Origin of the sequence: Pseudoalteromonas undina (assembly GCF_000238275.3) — a bacterium.
GTDB lineage: Bacteria > Pseudomonadota > Gammaproteobacteria > Enterobacterales > Alteromonadaceae > Pseudoalteromonas > Pseudoalteromonas undina.
On the sequence record NZ_AHCF03000003.1, the window covers coordinates 1,189,409 to 1,202,412 of the forward strand.

At 39.0% G+C, this 13,004-nt stretch carries 15 protein-coding genes, 2 tRNA genes and 1 pseudogene; 6 read left to right on the top strand and 12 right to left on the bottom strand.

Annotated features, from left to right (window positions below; all coding sequences use genetic code 11):
* Positions 1-12: 12 nt before the first annotated feature.
* Positions 13-606: a tRNA-uridine aminocarboxypropyltransferase gene (locus PUND_RS09165; protein WP_010390184.1), complete on the bottom strand. Its 594-nt coding sequence runs from the start codon at positions 604-606 to the stop codon at positions 13-15.
* Positions 607-737: 131 nt separating this feature from the next.
* Here PUND_RS09165 and PUND_RS09170 point away from each other — a divergent pair, with 131 nt between their 5' ends.
* Positions 738-1,082 (top strand): Hpt domain-containing protein, encoded by a 345-nt coding sequence (locus PUND_RS09170; protein WP_010390183.1) that lies wholly within the window; start codon positions 738-740, stop codon positions 1,080-1,082.
* Between the two features lie 129 nt (positions 1,083-1,211).
* Complete coding sequence (locus tag PUND_RS09175; protein ID WP_010390182.1) at positions 1,212-2,429, top strand: pyridoxal phosphate-dependent aminotransferase; 1,218 nt, start codon at positions 1,212-1,214, stop codon at positions 2,427-2,429.
* A gap of 33 nt (positions 2,430-2,462) precedes the next feature.
* Here the strand turns inward: PUND_RS09175 and PUND_RS09180 are convergent, their stop codons facing one another.
* The 5 genes and pseudogenes from PUND_RS09180 to mnmA form a co-directional block, all read right to left on the bottom strand.
* Positions 2,463-2,921: a GNAT family N-acetyltransferase gene (locus PUND_RS09180; protein ID WP_010390180.1), complete on the bottom strand. Its 459-nt coding sequence runs from the start codon at positions 2,919-2,921 to the stop codon at positions 2,463-2,465.
* Positions 2,922-2,930: 9 nt separating this feature from the next.
* Positions 2,931-4,073 carry a ribosomal protein uL16 3-hydroxylase gene (locus PUND_RS09185; RefSeq protein WP_010390179.1) on the bottom strand — a complete coding sequence of 381 codons (1,143 nt, stop codon included), beginning with the start codon at positions 4,071-4,073 and terminating at the stop codon, positions 2,931-2,933.
* A gap of 80 nt (positions 4,074-4,153) precedes the next feature.
* On the bottom strand, positions 4,154-5,524 hold the full coding sequence (gene purB, locus PUND_RS09190) for an adenylosuccinate lyase (RefSeq protein WP_010390178.1): 1,371 nt from the start codon (positions 5,522-5,524) through the stop codon (positions 4,154-4,156).
* Positions 5,525-5,555: 31 nt separating this feature from the next.
* Positions 5,556-6,159: pseudogene (hflD, locus tag PUND_RS09195) on the bottom strand (high frequency lysogenization protein HflD).
* Positions 6,159-7,259 carry a tRNA 2-thiouridine(34) synthase MnmA gene (gene mnmA, locus PUND_RS09200; RefSeq protein ID WP_010390175.1) on the bottom strand — a complete coding sequence of 367 codons (1,101 nt, stop codon included), beginning with the start codon at positions 7,257-7,259 and terminating at the stop codon, positions 6,159-6,161. The pseudogene hflD and the gene mnmA overlap by 1 nt, the downstream one beginning before the upstream one ends.
* A gap of 354 nt (positions 7,260-7,613) precedes the next feature.
* Between mnmA and PUND_RS09205 the strand changes: the two genes are divergently transcribed.
* On the top strand, positions 7,614-8,888 hold the full coding sequence (locus tag PUND_RS09205) for a sensor domain-containing diguanylate cyclase (protein ID WP_010390174.1): 1,275 nt from the start codon (positions 7,614-7,616) through the stop codon (positions 8,886-8,888).
* A gap of 279 nt (positions 8,889-9,167) precedes the next feature.
* Here PUND_RS09205 and PUND_RS09210 read toward each other — a convergent pair whose 3' ends face one another.
* Genes PUND_RS09210 through PUND_RS09235 form a run of 6 tightly spaced genes read right to left on the bottom strand, consistent with a single transcriptional unit; the run spans position 9,168 to position 11,856 of the window.
* Entirely contained in the window at positions 9,168-9,833 is a 666-nt protein-coding gene (locus PUND_RS09210) for a pseudouridine synthase (RefSeq protein ID WP_010390173.1), read from the bottom strand.
* The gene (locus PUND_RS09215; protein WP_010390172.1) at positions 9,833-10,162 is read right to left on the bottom strand and encodes a TusE/DsrC/DsvC family sulfur relay protein; all 330 of its coding nucleotides are present in this window, start codon (positions 10,160-10,162) and stop codon (positions 9,833-9,835) included. The genes PUND_RS09210 and PUND_RS09215 overlap by 1 nt, the downstream gene beginning before the upstream one ends.
* Positions 10,163-10,165: 3 nt before the next feature.
* Positions 10,166-10,432 carry a DsrH/TusB family sulfur metabolism protein gene (locus PUND_RS09220; RefSeq protein WP_010390171.1) on the bottom strand — a complete coding sequence of 89 codons (267 nt, stop codon included), beginning with the start codon at positions 10,430-10,432 and terminating at the stop codon, positions 10,166-10,168.
* Positions 10,429-10,785, bottom strand: coding sequence for a sulfurtransferase complex subunit TusC (gene tusC, locus PUND_RS09225; RefSeq protein ID WP_010390169.1), 357 nt, complete (start codon positions 10,783-10,785; stop codon positions 10,429-10,431). The genes PUND_RS09220 and tusC overlap by 4 nt, the downstream gene beginning before the upstream one ends.
* Positions 10,782-11,135, bottom strand: coding sequence for a sulfurtransferase complex subunit TusD (gene tusD / locus PUND_RS09230; RefSeq protein WP_010390168.1), 354 nt, complete (start codon positions 11,133-11,135; stop codon positions 10,782-10,784). The genes tusC and tusD overlap by 4 nt, the downstream gene beginning before the upstream one ends.
* A gap of 55 nt (positions 11,136-11,190) precedes the next feature.
* The gene (locus PUND_RS09235) at positions 11,191-11,856 is read right to left on the bottom strand and encodes a Bax inhibitor-1/YccA family protein (protein ID WP_008112034.1); all 666 of its coding nucleotides are present in this window, start codon (positions 11,854-11,856) and stop codon (positions 11,191-11,193) included.
* 252 nt (positions 11,857-12,108) lie between these two features.
* Between PUND_RS09235 and PUND_RS09240 the strand changes: the two genes are divergently transcribed.
* The 3 genes from PUND_RS09240 (at position 12,109) to PUND_RS09250 (ending at position 12,894) form a co-directional block, all read left to right on the top strand.
* A tRNA-Ser gene (locus PUND_RS09240) sits at positions 12,109-12,199 on the top strand.
* Between the two features lie 51 nt (positions 12,200-12,250).
* Positions 12,251-12,341, top strand: a tRNA-Ser gene (locus tag PUND_RS09245).
* Between the two features lie 172 nt (positions 12,342-12,513).
* Positions 12,514-12,894, top strand: coding sequence for a hypothetical protein (locus PUND_RS09250; protein WP_008112036.1), 381 nt, complete (start codon positions 12,514-12,516; stop codon positions 12,892-12,894).
* The last annotated feature ends 110 nt before the right edge of the window (positions 12,895-13,004 follow it).

Sequence of the window (13,004 nt, forward strand, 5' to 3'; positions counted from 1 at the left end):
TTTCATTTTTAATTACAGGTAACGTGCTTTTACGTGAGCGGGCATATGTTGGGTTTGTTTGGTAATTAATTCATCTAATAAATCATACAACGGCGCCGGATTGAGTGCTTCAATAAGCGATAAACTATGCGCTACGGCCTCTAGCGTTGACAAGCTATCTGCTCTTGGGGCTTTACGAATAGTATAACGGTTCGTGGGAATTTGGCGAAAGCTTACTGTTTTAAACTTTTGTAATAGTGGGGTTAATTGCAAAATTTTAAAGGCTTTATTCCATGTACCATCGAGCACTATTAAATGTGTAATGGGTCGCACGTTTTCATTGTCATTAGCTACATCTAACTCAATTGCGTCCTCGTTTGGATAGAGTAACACCGTCGAGCTGAGCGGCAGCTTTTGCAAGCAAGCAAAATCTTGATTATTTTCGCCTATAATTATTTTGCATCGCGTTAAACTTAATGCCAATAACTGTGCCGTATTTTTACTAATTTTTGCTTCACTGGGGTGCTGTAACACAACAACCTGAGTTTGATTATCAACACAGGTGATTGCATTGCAAATACAGGTGCTTAGCGAAAAATTACATTGTTCACAAAGGGCACGTGCCATAAGCTAACCATTCGATTAATACATTTAACTTAATTATACATTTTTGCATTAATAAAGTTGGTTTTTTTTGTGCTTAGATATAGAGTAAGAGATGAAATATAAATTGCAGGAACGCATTATAGGGCATCAATATGACAGAAATCAGTATCGACGAATCCGCTTTAGAAAGTATGGAATCGCTATTAGGTGAACAATTTCCAGATACGCTGGAATTTTGTTGTGCGGAATTTGAGCGCTTAGGGAACGAAACTATTGCAGCGCTAGGCCAAGATAAAGAGGCTGCAATTCGCCATTCTCATAGCCTTAAGTCAAATGCGGCTCAATTTGGAGCGGCAAGTTTAGCCGAGGTAGCACGTTTAATTGAATATAATTTAAATAATGGGAATGACGAGCAGGCTGTTGATGCAGCAAATAATTTAATGGCGCAAGTTACTGGCTCGCAAGCAAAATTAAATGAGTGGCACGCTCAGCGATAAACCCGTTTAATGAAGAACAGAATAAAGTGTTAACGTGAATTTTTTTCAGTTTTAAGCGCTTAATTTCCCCTAGTAATTCACGGCTTTACTGAGTTAGTCTTAAGGCTAACTTGCTCTTTAGAGGTAACAATGTCAGAAATAAAAAAGAGTCATAAATTAGACGGCGTCTGTTATGACATCCGTGGCCCCGTTTTAGTGCAAGCTAAAAAAATGGAAGATGAGGGCCAAAAAGTACTTAAGCTTAATATTGGTAACCCCGCGGCGTTTGGTTTTGATATGCCAGAAGATATGCACCGCGACATTATTCGTAATTTATATTCTGCTCAAGGCTATTGTGATTCTAAAGGGCTTTACTCTGCGCGTGTTGCTATTTATCAGCATTACCAACAGCGTGGTTTACACAACTTAGACGTTGATAATATTTACATTGGTAACGGTGTGAGTGAACTGATTCAAATGGTCACTCAAGCGTTGTTAAATAATGACGATGAAGTATTAATTCCTGCACCCGATTATCCGCTTTGGACTGCGTCGGTAAAGTTAGCAGGCGGTAACCCTGTTCACTATTTATGTGATGAAGAGCAAGATTGGTTTCCTGATATTGATGATATTAAAAGCAAAATCACCTCGAAAACTAAAGCATTGGTGTTAATAAACCCTAATAATCCAACAGGGGCAGTGTACAGTGATGCCTTGCTTGAAGAATTGATCAACATTGCCCGAGAGCACAAGCTTTTACTGTTAAGTGACGAAATATACGAGAAAATTCTGTACGACGGCGTTACCCATACTTCTATTGGTGCATTGTGCGACGATATTCCCATTATTACGTTTAACGGTTTAGCTAAGACATATCGCGCCGCTGGTCTTAGAATGGGTTGGATGGTGCTAAGCGGGCGCACTGCCTTAATGACAGATTTAATTAAAGGCCTCGATATTCTTGCCTCAATGCGTTTATGCGCAAACGTCCCTGCTCAATATGCCATTCAGCAAGCATTGGGTGGGGTACAATCCATTGATAGCTTAATTGACCCCGGAGGCCGCTTATACGAGCAACGAGATATTGCTTGGCGTGGATTAAATGCAATTGAGGGGATAAGCTGTAAAAAGCCAAAAGGGGCGCTGTATGCATTTCCCAAAGTTGATACAAAATTGTTTAATATTAAAAATGATGAACAAATGATGTTTGACTTGTTAAAGGCAGAAAAAATATTATTAGTACATGGGCGCGCTTTTAACTGGCCAGACCCCGATCATTTTAGATTGGTGTTTTTACCTAATAAAGATGATTTAAGCAGTGCGATGATGAAAATGCAGCGGTTCTTCAAAGATTACCGACAAGAATAAAGTAAAAAACGAGCCAAATGGCTCGTTTTTTGGTTAATGCACTAAAGTAAATGGCCGTGTTTCAAAGCATGTGATGGGGCATTCCATTCTCTGTCTTGGAATGCCTGCTTCCATAAAAACGTGCCCTTGCACAGTAAAGCCGTTATTTTTGAATCGTTCTACTTCATTTAAAATACAGTTAATACTGACAGCCTCAATACCTTGCTCTGCGGCAAGCTTTACAATGAAATTAAGTAGAGATTTATAAACGTTGCGATTGCGGTGCTGGGGTAGTACGGCAATTCTTCCTATTAAACCATCATTACATAATCGACCTGTGGCAACAGGTGAGTGCATATTATCGGTAACCAGAATATGTTGAGCGAGCGCATCTAAGCTATCAAATTCAATATTCTTTGGAATATGTAATTCGTAAACAAAAACACGCTCTCTTATTTGTTGAAGTTGATCTTTTTCACTTTGCCAATCAACTTTGTCAACAGTATAAACCATAGCCTCCTCCTAGCTAAACCAAATACCCTCATTAACCAGTGTAGTAAAGGTTTCGATAAAATCTAGGCTAGGTGTGGTTGAATTCAGCAAGCTGCTATCAAATTCAATAAAATCAGTTAGCTGTTTTACAGCCTCTAAATCAGATAGCGGTAAAGGGTAGTTTTCGCCATTAACACTTAAAAGCAGCTCATCACCTATGCATTGGTAAATTGCACGCGTGCCACCAAGACGCTCAAATGTCACATCATTTTCAAGTTGTTGTATAATTTCAGCTGTACTAAACGGGTTTTCTTCAGGCGCTAAATCCATATCATGCTTAGGTTGACTTAATGTGTTTCCCAACCAATTTTTAAATAAGCTGTCGTTTTCTATTAAAGCCTGCATTAACGTTTTTACTTTATCAACTTCGCTTTGCGTAAGCTCACCTTTTGAATCACGTAGCGCGAGGGTATGATCCGTGTAACGTTTTTGACCGCTTTCTGTGTCAATAATATGATCTGCAAAGCTAGACAGTAAATCTTGTTGATTAGGGGCTCTAAATCCGACCGAGTAGTTTAAAGCATTTTCAATGGCATAGCCTTCATGTGGACAACCTGGTGGTATGTACAAAATGTCACCTGGCTCTAAAACGCAATCAATCACTGCAGTGAAAGCTTCAACTTGTAGCAAGCTTTTATTTTGAGCAAACTGCTTTAATGAGGCATCAGGTAAGCCTACTCGCCAATGGCGTTTGCCTTCTCCTTGAATAATAAATACATCATATTGATCTAAGTGTGGTCCAACACCACCGCCAGGGGTTGAGTAGCTGATCATTAAATCATCTATACGCCAGTTAGGAATAAAACGAAATGGCTCAAGCAATTGTGCGGCTTCTGGGTGCCAATGATCGACTGCTTGCACTAATAAAGTAGCGTGCTCATCGGTGAGTATTTCAAAATCTTCAAACGGCCCTTGATGGGACTGCCATTGCTGGTTATGGTTGGTTATAATACGCGACTCTATGCTGTCTTCCATGGCAAGGCCTGCCAGTTCATTGGCATCAAGAGGGTCTTCAAAGTCGCTAAAACCTCTTTTGATTAACAGTGGCTTTTTTTGCCAATATTGATTTAAAAACGCTTGCTCAGATAATTCATTTATTTTTAATTGATACATAGAATGCCTATAACGTTAAGACCTAAATGAAAAAAGCGAAAGGCAGGTACCTTTCGCTTTTTATTAGTAGATTTGAGTAATTAAACTAAATCATCAATAAACTCAACAGCGCGACCAATGTAGTTGGCTGGGGTTAGCTTTTTCATTTCTGCTTTTGCAGCGTCTGGTAAATCTAAACCATCAATGAAATCAGCCATAATTTCTTGATTTACACGTTTACCACGCGTTAAATCTTTTAGCTTTTCATATGGCTTTTCAATGCCGTATTTACGCATTACTGTTTGGATTGGCTCTGCTAGTAGCTCCCAGTTTTGGTCAAGCTCATCGGCTAAACGTTGTTCGTTAACTTCTAGCTTGCTTACACCTTTAAGTGTAGATTGGTATGCAATAACAGCATAACCCATACCTACACCTAAATTACGTAATACGGTTGAGTCAGTTAAATCACGTTGCCAACGAGAAACAGGCAGCTTTTGCGCTAAGTGACCTAATATGGCATTAGCTAAACCTAAGTTACCTTCTGAGTTTTCAAAATCAATAGGGTTAACTTTATGTGGCATAGTTGATGAGCCAATTTCACCAGCAATGGTTTTTTGCTTGAAGTGATTAAGCGCAATGTATCCCCACATATCGCGGTCAAAATCGAGCAATATAGTATTAAAACGCGCAATAGCATCAAATAGTTCTGCAATGTAGTCATGCGGTTCAATTTGTGTGGTAAACGGGTTAAGTGTTAAACCTAGGCTAGCTACAAATTTATCTGCGTGAGTATGCCAGTCGTAATCAGGGTAAGCACTTAGGTGGGCATTGTAGTTACCTACAGCACCATTTACTTTGCCTAGCATTTCTACTTGGGCAATTTGATCACGTTGACGCTTTAAACGCATGTATACGTTTGCAAACTCTTTACCCATAGTTGATGGGGTTGCAGGTTGCCCATGCGTACGAGTCATCATTGGAATGGCTTTGTATTGAACCGCTTTTTCTTTAATTGCGCTTAATAGCTCATCGCAATAAGGTAAGATAACATTGTTACGTGCTTCACTTAACATTAAACCGTGAGATAGATTATTAATATCTTCAGATGTACATGCAAAGTGAATAAATTCATTAATGGCATGTAATTCAGCGTTATCAGCTACTTTTTCTTTTAGTAGGTACTCTACGGCTTTTACATCATGGTTAGTGGTGCGTTCAATGTCTTTAACACGCTGCGCATCGGCTTCACAGAAGTTATCGACGATAGCATTTAATAGTCCGTTTGCTTGCTCGCTTAAAGCTGGGACTTCTTTTATATCGCTTGCTGCAGCTAACGCTTGCAACCAACGCACTTCAACGGTTACGCGGTATTTGATTAATCCAAATTCGCTAAAAATACTGCGTAGTTCAGTGGTTTTGCTGCCGTAGCGACCATCAACCGGAGAGATAGCCGTTAACGCTGAAAGCTCCATAATAACTCCTAAATTTTAGTTTGAACGATAATTAAATTTTTGTTTTAGCAATGGCGAGAATTTTTCTTTTTGCAAAAAAAGAAATGACGACGTTTGCCGCCCATTTGACGCCATAATACTGCACTACGAATGCCGGCTAAAAGTAACGCACGGATTTTGTTTTGAGTGAGCTGCTGTTTTAATAACTCGGGTTTACCATAAACCTGGATTCGGTGCCCAAGGGGGCTTAGCACCGACGAGTATATATCTGCTAAACCGGCAACAACACTGTCATCGGTAATAGCAAAATGATCTAAACGACGATGAATATCATCAATACGTTTACCTAATTCATTGAGGCTCTTACTATTGGCACTAAGGGCTCGCTCTAACTGCATTAAGCCACCCACGTATTTAACTATTTCAACATCTTTTTGAGCACCGGCACTTAGTTGTGCCATTAATGTTTTATAGCCATCACGCAAATTTTGTGTGCCTTGGTATACATCCTCAGGAGAGGCGGGTGAGGTTTGCACAATACTTGATAACAACGTTGATAAGTCATGTTCATCACAACGACCGTATTGAGCAACCTTTTGTACTTGTTTTGCTACTTGGCACATGGCAGCAAGTGCCATGACTTGATGTTGATTCATTACTTAATCACCGAATCAATAATACCACCGCCTAAACAGACTTCATCAGCGTAAAATACGGCGGATTGTCCTGGGGTAACGGCTTTTTGCGGCTCATCGAACAATACGCGTGCCATACCATCTTCTCCAACGAGTAATGTACAGCTTAAGTCTTCTTGACGGTAGCGAGTTTTAACGGTGCAGCGAGTTGTACCTTGCGGGCCAACACGATCTACCCAGTGTAATTGGTTTGCATTAAGGCCGTTACTGTACAAGCGAGGGTGATCTTTACCTTGACCAACAACAAGAACATTTCGTTCTATATCTTTATCTACCACGTACCATGGTTCGCCCGAGCCTTCTTTCATGCCACCAATTAATAAACCTTTACGCTGGCCAAGGGTGTGATACATCAAGCCTTCATGCTCACCTACATTGTTACCATCGGTGTCTTCAATTACTCCAGGTTGTGCAGGCAAAAACTTTTGCAGAAAATCTTTGAATTTACGCTCGCCAATGAAACAAATGCCGGTGCTGTCTTTTTTATCATGGGTAATTAAATCCTGTTCTTCAGCAATGCGGCGTACTTCTGGTTTGGCAATATCTCCGACAGGAAATAGTGTTTGCGCAATATGCTCATGGCTTAGTGTATACAAAAAGTAGCTTTGATCTTTGTTATCGTCTAGGCCTCGGCACATTACGTATTTGTCATCGCGTAGCTCTCGACGCACATAATGACCAGTTGCAATAAAATCAGCACCAAGTGCTTGCGCAGCAAACTCTAAAAACGCTTTAAATTTTATTTCTTTATTACACATTATATCTGGGTTGGGTGTACGACCCGCTTTGTATTCTGCTAAAAAGTATTCAAATACATTATCCCAGTATTCAGCAGCAAAATTAACGGTATGAAGTTCAATGCCTAACTTGTCACATACAGCTTGTGCATCTTTTAAATCTTCAGCAGCAGCGCAATATTCATCATTGTCATCTTCTTCCCAGTTCTTCATAAACAAGCCTTCTACTTGGTAGCCTTGCTGTTTTAATAAATATGCAGATACAGAAGAATCAACACCGCCGGACATACCAACGATGACTTTAATGTGACTATTTTCGCTCATGAATAATTTCGCTTATACAGATTACTGTTAACTTGGAAAGGCCGCGATTATAGCATGTATTTTGTTGGTGCTTAAAGAGAGGATGGGGGATTGAATAGATTTTGTTGTAACTTTTTCCATCCTATGGTTAGTAAGGCGTAGTTTGGTGTGTAATTTACTCATTTTTAGGCTAATGAAAAGGGATGAATTATATTGATGGCTTCATACTTTGTAAGTTGCTTTTGTCGTATTTAATTACGTAGCGCTATTCTTCATTAACAAAACTTTACATTTGAGATTACCTACCATATCTTAATTAGTATCTAAACACGTAAATACTTAAATAACCTAAAATATAATCAATGGAATGAATATATGAATTACGCCTCGCAATCACATTTGGTTAAGTCGTTTGTGCTGGATGCGTCCGAAAAAACGGTGTCAAATCTTACTTTTGAAGACGATTATTCACTACAGCAATTCAAAGAATCAGCTTATAAGTTATTTTATGACATTATAACTGTGCCAGCTCCCTATCTTTATCAAGAGCCTAATCCGATTGTTGAGCTGTTTAGGCTTATAGAATCCTCTTTAGGCTCTTTAAAATCATCACAAAAGGCAATTTTAAGCCAGTTAGAGAAATGGTGGGTAGAGTGGCATTTTGTCGCTTCAATGAATGTATCGCTTGAACGTGAAAACAAAGAACAAGACTATAATGTTATAAGCACTACCCAACACCCTATGCGCAAGCATGAGTTGAGTCATTATGCGCGGTTATTCACGATTCTACCCTTACCGGTATGTGATGTTTGTATGGTAACTGGTGATATTTTAAAAGTGAACCAACGTTTTATTGATGTATTTGGTTACACGTTACAAGACGTACCTAATCTTAATGTTTGGTGGAAATTAGCCTACCCTGAAAAAGATTACAGAACATTTGCACAAACGTTATGGCAGGAGTCACTTGAGCAAGCCAATCAAAATAATGATGATATTCCAGCTAATGATTACAGGATTTCTTGTAAAGATGGCAGTGAAATTGTGATGCAAGTTTCTGGTATCAGTGTTGAAGGAGAATTTATTGCTATATTCAACGATGCTACTGAGCGTTTAAAAACTCAAGAAATACTCAGTGATATGGCGTTTTTAGACTCACTCACTAAAATAGCCAACAGGCGGCGCTTTGATGAAAAACTAACGTCTGAATTTAACAAGTTATCGAACGAGCATCGTGAGCTTTCGATGATCATTATTGATATCGATAATTTTAAAAAGTATAACGACCGATATGGTCATCTCGAAGGAGATAAATGTTTATTTCAAGTTGCGCAAAAATTAGCTGAAACCGTCTGCAGGCCAGAAGATTTTGTAGCGCGATTCGGAGGAGAAGAGTTTGTCGTGCTGTTACCTCAAACAGGTAAGCAAGGGGCATTATTTATTGCCGAACAAATACAAAAATCGATTGAAAAAATGGCCATTCCCCACAAAGACAGCTTTACAGGTATATTGTCTGTCAGTATGGGAATAAACACCATAGAGCATGAACACGATAGCGATCATGCGCAATTTTTTAAAAAAGCGGATAACGCACTTTATTACGCGAAAAAACAAGGAAGAAATTGTATTGCTTTAGCTACAGATAATTAGGGTCTGTTGACCTTTGCGGATTAAAATTTGTTCAAACTAGGGGCGGTTTAATCGCGGCGCGAGGTTTGTAACCTAGTGGGCTAAGTAAAAGCCGAGCAACAAAGAGTAAATCGCCCCTAGGCAGAACCCAAAGGGCAGCGCCTGTTTGGCATTGATGCTGCGTTATCGCCTATTTATGGGGAATAACCACACCACATAGGCTTTGCCTTGCCTAAATACCAAACAGACTGCTGCAAATTTAACCTTGAAAGGTCAACAGACCCTAACGCAACTTGATGGTTAATTATCAATATCTTTGAATTGACCGCTATTTATTCCCTCTAGCGTGTATTTACCGATACTGTAGCGAATTAAACGCAAAGTAGGATGGCCAACATGAGCTGTCATACGTCTAACTTGACGGTTTCTGCCTTCGTTAATTGTAATACTTAGCCATGATGTAGGTATTGATTTACGCTCTCGCACTGGAGGAGTCCTTGGCCAAAGCGCTGGTTCATCCATTAAAGATACTTCAGCGGGTAAGGTGATGCCATCTTTTAGTTCGACACCTTTATTTAAAGCATCGATAGATGCTTGTGTTGGGGTCCCTTCAACCTGAACCCAATAGGTTTTGTTGGTTTTTTTACCAGGCGCTGTGAGCGTATTTTGTAACTTGCCGCAGTTTGTTAATAACAACAACCCTTCGCTGTCCCTGTCTAAACGACCTGCTGCGTAAACATCTTTTATAGGAATAAAATCAGCCAATGTTTGCCTATTTTGATCGTCAGTGAACTGGCAAAGAACATCATAAGGTTTATTAAATAAAATGACTTTTTTATCGCTCTGCGCTATTGCCGGCTTTATTGGTCTTTTTACTGTCCTTTTATTGATACCACTTCGAGAGTAAGTACGGCCTGTATTGCGCTTACCCTTTGAGGAGGGCGAATGTTCAGTTTTATGCTTCATTAAATACACCGTGCAGGTTTAGGTAAACCCGCAATTTTAGTTGCTTGTTTGGCTGGCCCTTTAGGAAAAAGTTTGTATAAGTACATGCTGTTCCCTTTATCCTCACCGAGTGCTTTAGCCATGGCTTTGACTAACATTCTAATGGCTGGACTGGTGTTATATTCAAGATAAAACTCTCGCACAAAGTTAACAACTTCCCAATGCTGCTCAGTTAATGTGATGTTTTCTTGCTCTGCAATAACATTGGCTAACTCTTTTGACCAAACAGTATGATCTAGCAAATAACCTTGTTTATCAGTGTCTATTGTTTGATTATTAAATTCCAACATGGTTCACCAAGTAATTGATTGTTTTGCAGTTAAACTGAGGGTAACAAACTCATCATAGCTAATTGCTTTGTCGTTCATATTTAATGATATATCTCGAGCTTCTGCATCATCTTTTAAAATATAAAGTGAGTCAGCAAATTGTCTATATTGCCCTTTTGCAAAGCAAGCGTCACCCACGAGTAAAACACTGTCTGTGAGCATAATTAGATTATCTAAGCTGTGTGTACTGTAGTAATTCAGTGGTTTTGAAAAAATATGTAAAGTACTCATAGGGTCACCACATGCTGCTGATTGTGAATTAACTGTTTTTGGGCATTAAAGTTTACTATGTTTGCCTCAATGAGTAGTTCACTTTTACTTAAACCATAATCAATCAGTGACTTTTCACAAACGTAAATATTTTCAACATCATAGATTTCCAACATTTTAATGTTTTTAAAAAAATCTTTGATACCTAAATTATTTGGCTTTTGGTTTTTTTTAAGCGCTAACACAGCTGGGCCGCTAAACAACCAGCTAATATTTTGATCTACGGCAGCAAAAATAAGGGTCATATCAAGTGCATCGCGGGTATGCATATCATCAAATGGGCTTGACTGACTAATTACGAGTACATTAATCATTTAAATTGTATCCATTTATCTGCTTCACTGGCCAGCATGGCAAATTCAGCTAAGCCTGCAACAGCAAATGCGCCGGTATTCTTTATATCTAAGCCTCGCTTTTCAGCCGCAGTAACGCATAACATTAGGTTTATATTTTTTTCAGCCAGTTGCTGCCAAAGCGAGGGAGTACTTAACTCATCTGAGGCTAACTCAAAATGAGTTGAAGCATGATAAATACCATCTTGGTATAAAAATAACGCATCAACGCTATGTCCCTGCGCTAGGCAGGCATGAGCAAACTTAACAATACGTTGAGTGGTATCGTGATCTGATGGTGGAGTATGTAAAGAAAGTACAAAGCGTGCCAAAACTATTCCAATAAAAAAGCCCCAATAAAGGGGCTATTTTAACAGAACTATTTAATTAGTCATTATTTGCGCCAAGTAAGGCAAGTAATGAAGTAAATAGGTTATATACGCTAAGGTATAAAGATACAGTTGCACGGATATAATTTGTTTCGCCGCCGTTAATGATTCTGCTCGTATCGAACAAAATTAGGCCAGACATGATTAATACAACTGCTGCGTTTAGAACCATAAACATTAACGAGCTACCTAAGAAAATATTTACAATACTTGCCACGATAACCACAATTAAGCCTACAGTTAAAAAGCCACCCATGAATGAGAAGTCTTTTTTAGTGTTAAGCGCATAAGCAGATAAACCAAAGAAGATTAACGCCGTAGAACCTAGCGCTTGCATAATTAGCATAGGGCCATTAGGTAATTGTGCGTAGTGATTTAGTAGAGGGCCTAAGCCGGCTCCCATTAATCCTGTAAACGCAAACACCCAAAATACACCAGATGCTGTATCTGCTTTTTTATTAACAACAAAAAGTAGACCAAATGAAACTAGTGTGAATACAAGTCCCATAAAGTAAGGTAATTGCAGTGCCATTGAAATACCGGCAGTGACTGCACTAAATGCAAGTGTCATTGCAAGTAAGAAATAAGTGTTTTTAAGCACTTTGTTTGTTTCAATGGTCGACATTACCGGCTTTGCAGTATTGTACGATTGATTAAACGCCATTGTAGAGCTCCTGTAAGTGAAACTAAGTAGTTCCTGTAATTTAACTAAAATTAGATTACCAACTCTTATATGTTTGGGCAAACCTTTGTAGATCAATAGACAACTAAATTTAAATAAAAGTTCATTTGCCGGTTAGGATTTGCTCTCATTGCTTTATGTTTAAACAAATTAGTTGTTTTTTAATCACTTGAACAAAAAAATGAAAAAAAAGCTTCACAAAGCCCAAGGGTTTCCCTATTATTCAGGCCGTGCGGAGAGATGGCAGAGTGGTCGAATGCACCGGTCTTGAAAACCGGCAGGGGTTTATAGCCCCTCTAGGGTTCAAATCCCTATCTCTCCACCACCTTATTAAAATAATTATGAGTACACTCTTACTTGTAGTTTATGCACTTTCGGAGAGATGGCAGAGTGGTCGAATGCACCGGTCTTGAAAACCGGCAGGGGTTTATAGCCCCTCTAGGGTTCAAATCCCTATCTCTCCACCATTATCAGATAAGCCCGCTATTTGCGGGCTTTTTTGTGCCTCATATTCGCTATATCTTTTTCAAAACCAAGCATATTCAGTTAAAAAATACGACCATAGTCTCTATTTATAAGCTTTGGCTCTTAGTGCATGCTTAGAAATTAAAGATTTATGTTTTTGTTAAGGATCTTACAATGAAACATCAACTCGCAAAAAGTGTCGCACTTTCATTATTATCTCCCGTTATTATTGGTAGTATGTTGGGGATTTACTACGCATTGACTATGCGCGGTGACGCTGTTTCTATTTTTTTAGGACTATTAATGACCGCTATTGCTAACGCGCACATAGTGGGTTTAACTATGGCCGCGTTTGTTGTGCCGGGTTATTTACTTATGTTTAAGTATTCTAAGGTAAATTATTCTGGAGTATTAACACTGGGCTTGCTGGGTGGCGCTATTTTTAGTTATCTTTTGAGCGCCACTACAGGCGAGATCTTTTTAATCAATAGTGTGATGTCAGGGTTTGCCGCTGGACTGTTTTTATTCGGCCTGCGTAAATCGGTACAAAGTTAATTGCGGAATATTTAATCAAGTGTGTCGTAAAACCATGTAATTTCCTTTTTTTTACCCGCAAAAGGTTTCAATTTTTAGTGACAAAGAGTACCTTTAGCTACTGTATGTTT

Excerpts from the sequence above, each read along its gene's own strand:
- PUND_RS09215 (WP_010390172.1), bottom strand. The coding sequence starts at position 10,162 with ATGTTGGAATTTAATAATCAAACAATAGACACTGATAAACAAGGTTAT.
- PUND_RS09220 (WP_010390171.1), bottom strand. The coding sequence starts at position 10,432 with ATGAGTACTTTACATATTTTTTCAAAACCACTGAATTACTACAGTACA.
- PUND_RS09205 (WP_010390174.1), top strand. The coding sequence starts at position 7,614 with ATGAATTACGCCTCGCAATCACATTTGGTTAAGTCGTTTGTGCTGGAT.
- PUND_RS09250 (WP_008112036.1), top strand. The coding sequence starts at position 12,514 with ATGAAACATCAACTCGCAAAAAGTGTCGCACTTTCATTATTATCTCCC.
- PUND_RS09185 (WP_010390179.1), bottom strand. The coding sequence starts at position 4,073 with ATGTATCAATTAAAAATAAATGAATTATCTGAGCAAGCGTTTTTAAAT.
- PUND_RS09175 (WP_010390182.1), top strand. The coding sequence starts at position 1,212 with ATGTCAGAAATAAAAAAGAGTCATAAATTAGACGGCGTCTGTTATGAC.
- PUND_RS09235 (WP_008112034.1), bottom strand. The coding sequence starts at position 11,856 with ATGGCGTTTAATCAATCGTACAATACTGCAAAGCCGGTAATGTCGACC.
- PUND_RS09180 (WP_010390180.1), bottom strand. The coding sequence starts at position 2,921 with ATGGTTTATACTGTTGACAAAGTTGATTGGCAAAGTGAAAAAGATCAA.
- PUND_RS09210 (WP_010390173.1), bottom strand. The coding sequence starts at position 9,833 with ATGAAGCATAAAACTGAACATTCGCCCTCCTCAAAGGGTAAGCGCAAT.
- PUND_RS09165 (WP_010390184.1), bottom strand. The coding sequence starts at position 606 with ATGGCACGTGCCCTTTGTGAACAATGTAATTTTTCGCTAAGCACCTGT.
- PUND_RS09170 (WP_010390183.1), top strand. The coding sequence starts at position 738 with ATGACAGAAATCAGTATCGACGAATCCGCTTTAGAAAGTATGGAATCG.
- tusC (WP_010390169.1), bottom strand. The coding sequence starts at position 10,785 with ATGATTAATGTACTCGTAATTAGTCAGTCAAGCCCATTTGATGATATG.
- mnmA (WP_010390175.1), bottom strand. The coding sequence starts at position 7,259 with ATGAGCGAAAATAGTCACATTAAAGTCATCGTTGGTATGTCCGGCGGT.
- purB (WP_010390178.1), bottom strand. The coding sequence starts at position 5,524 with ATGGAGCTTTCAGCGTTAACGGCTATCTCTCCGGTTGATGGTCGCTAC.